We start from the raw sequence: 7888 nt of genomic DNA on the forward strand, positions 1-7888 counted from the left end.
GCATGGCCAAAAATAGTATATCATAAGGGAAATGAAAATTTTAGAGAAAGATATTGACATCCTATTAGCTGGTTTAGTTCATTAAGGAACACAAAAATGATCAATCTTTTTTATAAAAGAATAATCCAATTAAATAGTATAAGGGCATGTTTTGATTAATTCTTTTTCAGAACATGCCCTTTCTATTTATTCATTTATCAAGATTTCTTGTATTAGTTTGATCAATTAGTTTCAAATCTAAATAAGATCAATTTTAATAGGTTATTGGACGTAGAATAATGAACAGGGTTCTATAACGTGAATGGTGACAAAAAAGACTTATTCAAAGCGCCATGACATGTGTTCAGAAAAGGACGAGTTTTGGAACAAAAAATAAAATGTGTGCTTTTTTAAATTTGTTCAGTAATAAAATCCGTTTATCAAATATCTAGTATTGTGGAACTAAAAAGACAAAATGGTACCCTTTTTTAAAGGGAATTATTACACACTTGGAGTATATAAGATGAACTGGAATTCTTAAGTATCCAATTAATTCAATTTTTTTGGCAAAGAAAATTAATAAAAAATTATTTTTGGATGTGTCGATTTTGTTTATAGTGGTTCGTCGTCTTATTAGAAGCGGATATAATCCGTAAATATTGGAAGCTAAATATCTAAAAATCAGTTGCAACGAAAAAGGAGGAAAAATTTATGTATTCAGTAACTTCAAAAGACGGAACGAAAATCGCTTATGACAAAGTTGGCCGAGGACCAGCTCTAATCCTGGTAGCAGGTGCCTTTAGCTACAGAAAATTTCCGCAGCAGGTGGAATTGGCTAACCTGTTGTCCGAGTACTTCACGGTTTACAACTACGACCGCCGTGGCCGAGGAGATAGCGGTGATACACAGCCATATGATGTTGGGCGAGAAATTGAAGATCTTCAGGCTTTGATTGAAGAAGCCGGTGGATCGGCATATGTTTGGGGATTATCTTCGGGAGCTGTTCTAGCCCTATTAGCTGCAAAGAAAGGGTTAAACATTACTAAATTGGCTCTGCACGAACCGCCTTTCGTGGTAAAAACGGAGGATCGTAAGCCGCCGAAAGATTTTACAAGGCATACTGCTGAACTTATTTCCAAGGATAACAGAGCTGAAGCAATTAAGTACTTTATGACTAAGGGCATGGGGGCACCATCATTTGTTGTCAGCATGATGCGGATTATGCCAGGTGTGTGGTCTAAGCTTATGGCGGTTGCACATACGCTTCCATATGATGCTGCTTTGTTGGATGGCTATATGGAAGGAAAGGAACTGTCTGCTGAATGGTGGAGCAGTGTTACAATGCCAACGTTGGTATTAGAAGGGACAGAGAGCCCTGCATCTCTTCGTCATAGTGCTCAAGCATTGGCAAACGCACTCCCCAATGCGCAATTGTTGAGTAAAAAAGGTCTCGGCCATACTAAGAAGCTTGATACAAAAAAGATATCACCGGAGCTTACAGTATTTTTTACGGCTAATCACTAATTAGGCAAAAAATTTTCACAAAAAGTATGAAAAAAATAATTTCGATTGTCGATTTAACAGCAGGTATTCGTTGTATAAATAGAAGCGGATTTACTTGCAATTTTACACCTATTAGAATGAAGCTTCCCCATAAAAAATAGGAGGTTATTTACTTATGAGATTTATGATGATTGTAAAAGCGACTACAGACTCAGAGGAAGGAAAAATGCCTACCCCGGAACTTATTGAGGCGATGCAGAAGTATAACGAAGAATTGGTGAAAGCGGGTGTTTTATTAGCAGGAGATGGATTACATCCTAGTTTAAACGGAATAAGGATTTCCTATCCGGAACCAGGTAGTAAACCAAAGATTATGGACGGTCCGTTTACGGAGGCAAAAGAATTAATTGCGGGATATACCTTGATTGAAGTTAAATCAAGAGAAGAAGCTATTGAATGGGCATTAAGGATGCCAGATCCACATGGATTCGGACAGGGAGAAATTGAGCTTAGACAGGTATTTGAGGCGGTGGACTTGACAGATAATCCAGAATTCCTGGAAAAAGAAGCAGCACTTCGGAAACATGTAGAGGAGCGAAAAAAGTCGTGAGTTTGCCCGAAACACAACGAACGATTGAAGCGATATGGCGAATAGAGTCACCAAAACTCATTGCAAAGTTAACCGGGATGGTACGGGATATTGGTCTTGCAGAGGATCTGGCTCAAGATGCCTTGGTGATTGCTCTTGAAAAATGGCCGCATGCCGGGATACCAGACAATCCTGGTGCATGGCTGATGACGACGGCGAAACGGCGTGCGATTGATTTTTTGCGAAGAACGAAGATTCGTGATCAAAAGTATGTAGAGATTGCTAAAAATACGGATTTATATACTGAGGAAGACATAGATCATGTTCTGGATGAGGAGATTGGTGACGATCTCCTTCGTCTGATTTTTATGACCTGTCATCCAGTATTATCACAGGATGCCAGAGTTGCCTTGACACTGCGCCTGTTATGCGGACTTACCACGGAAGAAATTGCGCGTTCATTCCTCGTCGCGGAATCAACCATTGCTCAGAGAATTGTCCGTGCTAAGAGAACCCTTAACGAAAAAAAGATTCCTTTTGAGGTACCTCTTGGAGAGGAACTTAATGATCGCCTGTCGACCGTACTTGAAGTGATTTACCTTATGTTTAATGAAGGATATTCAGCAACTTCAGGGGACCACTGGATTCGTCCTTTACTATGCCAAGAGGCACTGAGACTGGGACGTGTCCTTGCCGAGATCGCACCTAATGAACCGGAAGTTCATGGACTAGTTGCTTTAATGGAAATTCAATTTTCCCGGTTCAAAACTCGAATTAATTCGAAAGGAGAACCTGTTCTTCTTATGGATCAAAACCGGGCACAGTGGGATCAATTATTGATTCGCCGTGGTTTGGCAGCACTGGAGCGCAGCCGGAAGTTAGGGCGTTCACTTGGGCCATATTCATTGCAGGCAGCCATCTCTGCTTGCCATACTCAGGCACCGACTCCAGAGGAGACAGATTGGCCACGAATTGCTGCTCTTTATGAAGCTCTTTCGATTGTAATGCCCTCGCCAATCGTAGAATTAAACCGGGCAGTTGCTATATCCATGGCATTTGGTCCGGACATTGGCATCCAGATTGTAGACGAGTTGAATGCTGACCCATCCTTAAAGAAATATCATCTATTGCCGAGTGTTCGCGGGGATCTCCTGGTGAAGCTAGAGCGTTACGATGAAGCTCGGACAGAATTTAAACGTGCTGCATCACTAACCCAGAATGAAAGTGAACGAACCCTTCTACTTAATCGCGCAATGGAATGTGGAAAAGGAACATCTACATAAATTTTTTTCCCAGCCTTGTCGATTATCTCGTTCCTTATTCGTCGTGTTGGTAAAGGAATAGTTGAGTAGCCTATTCTGCTCTTCATTTCTTCCAACTTAAACGAGGAGGGGAAAACAATGAGATTTTTATTGATTATCAAAGCCACAGAGTACTCGGAGGCAGGACTAGCCGACGGAAAGGATTACCGCGAGGCAATGATTTCGTATAAGAAGTCACTGGCTAAAAAAGGTGCACTTCTTGCCGATGAAGAGCTTCAGCCAAGTTCAACCGGGTTAAGAATAACGTATCCAAAGAAAGGTGGAAAACCACAGGTATTAGCTGGCCCGTTTCCGGTAAATCAAGACCTTATCATGGAATATATGTTGATTAATGTGAGTACGGAGGACGAGGCGCTAAACTGGGCGCTAAGAATGCCGGTTCCAAAGGTGAGAGGCAAGTACGAGATAGAATTGCGAAGACTAAAAGAGAAACTAGAGTCCATACAAGACCCTGGAATAAAGGCGATGGAAGCCTCTTTACAAGATCAGCTTAATATGTTGAAAAATTTATAATGTCAATTTCGTAAAGTTTATTTGTTTTATTCAAGAAAAGATTTTTCAGGCAGTATATAAACCCTATGAAAAGGAGCGTGTGTAAAAATGAACCAAGAAATAACTGATTTTATTGATGCATTAAAAGAACCATGGCAGGGAGAAATTGCCACTAATCTGCGGGAGGCCGTCCACAAGGCCATACCAGATGTACATGAACGCATTCAATACAAAAAGCCACATTTTCTAAAAAACGGAAAGTACGCTGCTGTTATCTCGACATCTAAAGCAGCAGTCAGCTTTACCATTTTTAATGCCGTCACATTGGATCTTCCAGAAGGCATGTTCGATGGACCTTCAGAAAGAAAGACAATGAAGCTCCGTAAAGGGGATACGATTGATTTCGAACAGCTTGTCTTATTGGTTAGTCAAGCCTCAGAAGCGCTTTAATTACAATTCAATTCTATGAGATTGGATGTAAATATTAAGAAACCCAGCTAATCTTCTCATGTGAAGATAGCTGGGTTTTTAAAGTTGGATGTGCAAAATAACACTTAAATATACGCAAATTATCAGTTAAAGTGACATATTTGTTAATTTAACCTTGTTTATTATCTAAAAGTTAGTCTATAATTAAATGTATAAAAGTTCTTAGACTTATAGACAAAGGATGATACATATTGTTAATTGGTTATGCGAGGGTTTCAACTACTGGCCAAGATTTAGAAACACAAAAGGAAATTTTGGAAAGTGAAGGGTGTAAAAAGCTTTTTGTTGAAAAAGTAACCGGAACAAGTACAAAACAAAGAGCCCAACTTTATAAAGCTATTGAATTTGCACGAGAAGGGGATACATTAGTAGTAACTAAAATAGATCGTTTAGCTCGTTCTATTATGGACTTGAGTAAGATAGTTCATGAACTAGCTGAAAAAGGGGTTAATGTAAGATTTGTAAAAGAAGATATGAAGTTTGATGGTTCAAACGAAGGAAACAGCTTACAAACACTGCTTTTTAATATTTTAGGTTCATTCGCACAATTTGAACGTGATCTTATTGTAGAAAGAACTACAGAAGGTCGGGAGAGAGCTAAGAGGCAAGGGAAACATATGGGAAGACCAGGGCAAGATGAAAAGACTTTAAAACGTGCTATTAAGCTATATAATGAACGTGAAACAAACGGAATGAGTGTAAAGGACATTGTAAAAACTACAGGAGTTCCACGTTCCACGTTATATGCAAAGATTAAATGATTCTTAAACTGAATCCGGGGCTGCCATTGGGTGGCCTTTTTGCTTAATGAACTAAAGGGGCAGGTTAGTTGAACATTGCTTTGACCTTTGTTCAACAATTGGGCCATTTAGTTGAAGATCTCATCAGATAAGCAATAATATTTAAAGGAATAATTCATTCTGATAAAGAATATTAAAAACGTGATGACAAGGAGGCGATTGTATGGCAAATCATGTAGAAAATCTATATAACTATCATGTATGGGCAAATCAACGGATTATTGATCATCTTAAGACACTTTCTCCTGAGAAATATCAAAAGGAAATGAAAAGTGTCTTTTCTTCTGTTTCAAAGGTTTTATCTCATCTCTATTTGGTGGAATATGGATGGCTTAATACCCTAGAGGGTCAGAGTATGAATGAAGCAATGCAATCTTCATTTCAAATTCAAGAAAAGATTGAGAAACTGCCCATTGAAGACTTAGAAACGGAATTTCACACTTTAACATCTCGGTTTAAATCCTTTTTGACCAGACAGGAAGATATGGAAAAGAGAATAATGTTGGATAATCCATGGGCAGGATTAAGAGAAACAAGTATATCTGAAATGGTCTTACACGTTGTGAATCATGGAACCTATCATAGAGGGAATATTTCAGCTATGTTACATCAGTTGGGTGATTCTTCAGTTATGACTGATTATGCTTTTTATTGGTATTCTTGAAATGTTATTCATTATAAATAGGCAAGAGAAGAGTAATCCATTTTTTCTTCAAAAAGGTGACGTTAGTTGAGGATCGAGAGATGTTTACACAGATCTTTCTTTGAGCTAACGAATAACTTTAATCAAACAATTGTTGATCCAAAGTAATCTCACTCTTCTACGATATTTAACATTACCAGCAAGAATAAGTTAATTGCCTCCACAATACCGGCTAATATGAGCTTCTTGTTTATTCAAGAAAAAGGCGCGATTCTTTAATAAGAATCGCTTTTCTTAATGAACTAAAGGGGCAGTTTAGTTCATTAATAACTCATTTATGAATTGATTAATGATAAAATAATGGAATAATTTCCTTGATTAAATGGGGTGAAGAAATGTATTGGAAATTAAGAATTCCTCTTTTTTTGTTTGTTATGGGTGTTACATCTGGTCTTTATCAAAAGTTTCCTAACCTTTTTCTTGTAAATACATCTTATTTTATAAGAAGTGTTGTATATATTGGCCTAATTGGATCATCTTTACTATTTTAGAAAATTCAAAAGTGAATGAAAAAAAAGTCCATATCATTATTGGGATGGTGTTAATTTTTTCAGGAACTTTATTTGATAATCTAATGGTGTAAAGACCATCCTTAATCAACTAACAGGTGCGTAGCTGAAGATCGGAGCTGTCTTTAAGGCAGCTTTTTTTATGGAACTATCGGGGCAAAATAGTTTAAAAAGGATTATCAAAGGAGTCGGTAAGAATGAGTTTAGCTTCCTACATTGGCTGTAATATAGAATTGCCTATTAACGATGATGAATATTCAGATGATTCTTTTTACATTGGAAGATGTTTTGCAGGAGATAGCGAACTGCAAAATTTAAAAAAATATCAGTTTACTAACCCTTATGTTTACGAGGTATCAAGTCATTGGGGAATTGAGATTTCGGAATATATGAATCAAGAAACCTGTGCTGAATCAAAAGTAAAACTGTTAGAACTTTGTAAAAGAATGGACAGCTATCTTGAAAAAGGGGATTATTTTGAACTGTATAGCTGTTGGATTGGAGATGAAACTGATAAGCGAGAGGGTGAGGTAACTCTCCAAATCAATAATTTTGATATTGACCAGATTGAAATACCAGAAAAAACGTTAGTGAGATTTGAAAAATAAAGGCTTCTGTGCGTTAGCTGAAGATCGGAGCTGTCTTTAAGGCGGCTTTTTCTTATGGAACTAAAGGGGCAGTTTAGTTCAATAAGGACTATGATAAGATAGAGTCAAAATACCTTATAAAGGACGACTTTTATGGATAAAAGATACTTTGAACTAGAAAATTACAAGGGTCCCCATATTCATATAGATAATTGGGAACCTTTTTGGGCAGAGGCGATTGCTTTGGAACGGTTAGACGGAAGCTGGGATGTTATGTTTTATGATTTCCAGAGTCAAGAAGAATTTGGCTTACTCTTCGGAACAAAAGAATACTACAAAGATGAAGTCGGAGGAGTTTTTCTCTTTAATGCTCAAACGGACGAGGAGTGTATAGAAAAATTCATTAAATGGGTTCATTCTAACTTACTACCTTTAAGAACAAATAAGTGATTATCCTTGTTGCACTAACAGGTGAGTTGTTTAAGATCGGAGCTGCCTTTAAGGCAGCTTTTTCCTATGCAACTATCGGGGCAGGATAGTTCTAGAAGCGTAACTTATTCGAACCTTGATTATTGACTATTTTTGTATCAACACCTAAAATTTAGTTAATGATATTAATTGGGCGGTGTGAATTTGTTAACTTCTATAAATATCCCAGGATTAATTCTAACTTCTCTTTTCGCAATATTAGTTTTGTTTTTACTAAGAAAACTAGTGCAATCTATTAGACGGTAAAACCGTCTTTTTTTTTATGTCACATTATATTCGCCTCTACAATAAGTCTTATGGAACTAAAGGGGCAGCATTCCTGTAATAACTGAAAATGCGGTTTGAATGAAAAAAGACCTCTTGATAAGATGAATATGTCCTGAGCTGGCCAGCTAAAAGGGACAAAACATCTACTCGGAGGTCTTA

General features: G+C 37.5%; 9 protein-coding genes. All 9 read left to right on the forward strand.

What is annotated here, in order from left to right; translation table 11 throughout:
- Nucleotides 1-690: 690 nt before the first annotated feature.
- Complete coding sequence (locus AC3WLU_RS26575; RefSeq protein ID WP_413005203.1) at nucleotides 691-1503, forward strand: alpha/beta fold hydrolase; 813 nt, start codon at nucleotides 691-693, stop codon at nucleotides 1501-1503.
- A 154-nt stretch (nucleotides 1504-1657) separates the two neighbouring features.
- Nucleotides 1658-2092, forward strand: a complete 435-nt coding sequence (locus tag AC3WLU_RS26580; RefSeq protein WP_367407949.1) for a YciI family protein — start codon at nucleotides 1658-1660, stop codon at nucleotides 2090-2092.
- Nucleotides 2089-3354 carry an RNA polymerase sigma factor gene (locus AC3WLU_RS26585; protein WP_413005205.1) on the forward strand — a complete coding sequence of 422 codons (1266 nt, stop codon included), beginning with the start codon at nucleotides 2089-2091 and terminating at the stop codon, nucleotides 3352-3354. The genes AC3WLU_RS26580 and AC3WLU_RS26585 overlap by 4 nt, the downstream gene beginning before the upstream one ends.
- Before the next feature lie 117 nt (nucleotides 3355-3471).
- A complete protein-coding gene (locus tag AC3WLU_RS26590; RefSeq protein ID WP_413005207.1) occupies nucleotides 3472-3906 on the forward strand; it encodes a YciI family protein in 435 nt (144 codons plus the stop codon).
- An 87-nt stretch (nucleotides 3907-3993) separates the two neighbouring features.
- The gene (locus AC3WLU_RS26595; RefSeq protein ID WP_492598213.1) at nucleotides 3994-4335 is read left to right on the forward strand and encodes a DUF1801 domain-containing protein; all 342 of its coding nucleotides are present in this window, start codon (nucleotides 3994-3996) and stop codon (nucleotides 4333-4335) included.
- Nucleotides 4336-4562: 227 nt separating this feature from the next.
- Nucleotides 4563-5135: a recombinase family protein gene (locus AC3WLU_RS26600; protein ID WP_492598215.1), complete on the forward strand. Its 573-nt coding sequence runs from the start codon at nucleotides 4563-4565 to the stop codon at nucleotides 5133-5135.
- Nucleotides 5136-5337: 202 nt separating this feature from the next.
- Entirely contained in the window at nucleotides 5338-5838 is a 501-nt protein-coding gene (locus AC3WLU_RS26605; RefSeq protein WP_413005211.1) for a DinB family protein, read from the forward strand.
- Between the two features lie 745 nt (nucleotides 5839-6583).
- Nucleotides 6584-6994, forward strand: a complete 411-nt coding sequence (locus AC3WLU_RS26610; protein ID WP_328132022.1) for a hypothetical protein — start codon at nucleotides 6584-6586, stop codon at nucleotides 6992-6994.
- 132 nt (nucleotides 6995-7126) lie between these two features.
- The gene (locus tag AC3WLU_RS26615; RefSeq protein WP_492598214.1) at nucleotides 7127-7423 is read left to right on the forward strand and encodes a hypothetical protein; all 297 of its coding nucleotides are present in this window, start codon (nucleotides 7127-7129) and stop codon (nucleotides 7421-7423) included.
- The last annotated feature ends 465 nt before the right edge of the window (nucleotides 7424-7888 follow it).

The sequence above is a fragment of the Peribacillus sp. FW305-BF15 genome, from assembly GCF_058783805.1.

What these genes read in the sequence shown, in the direction of transcription:
- AC3WLU_RS26580 (WP_367407949.1), top strand. Translation starts at nt 1,658, where the DNA reads ATGAGATTTATGATGATTGTAAAAGCGACTACAGACTCAGAGGAAGGA.
- AC3WLU_RS26595 (WP_492598213.1), top strand. Translation starts at nt 3,994, where the DNA reads ATGAACCAAGAAATAACTGATTTTATTGATGCATTAAAAGAACCATGG.
- AC3WLU_RS26605 (WP_413005211.1), top strand. Translation starts at nt 5,338, where the DNA reads ATGGCAAATCATGTAGAAAATCTATATAACTATCATGTATGGGCAAAT.
- AC3WLU_RS26615 (WP_492598214.1), top strand. Translation starts at nt 7,127, where the DNA reads ATGGATAAAAGATACTTTGAACTAGAAAATTACAAGGGTCCCCATATT.
- AC3WLU_RS26610 (WP_328132022.1), top strand. Translation starts at nt 6,584, where the DNA reads ATGAGTTTAGCTTCCTACATTGGCTGTAATATAGAATTGCCTATTAAC.
- AC3WLU_RS26590 (WP_413005207.1), top strand. Translation starts at nt 3,472, where the DNA reads ATGAGATTTTTATTGATTATCAAAGCCACAGAGTACTCGGAGGCAGGA.
- AC3WLU_RS26575 (WP_413005203.1), top strand. Translation starts at nt 691, where the DNA reads ATGTATTCAGTAACTTCAAAAGACGGAACGAAAATCGCTTATGACAAA.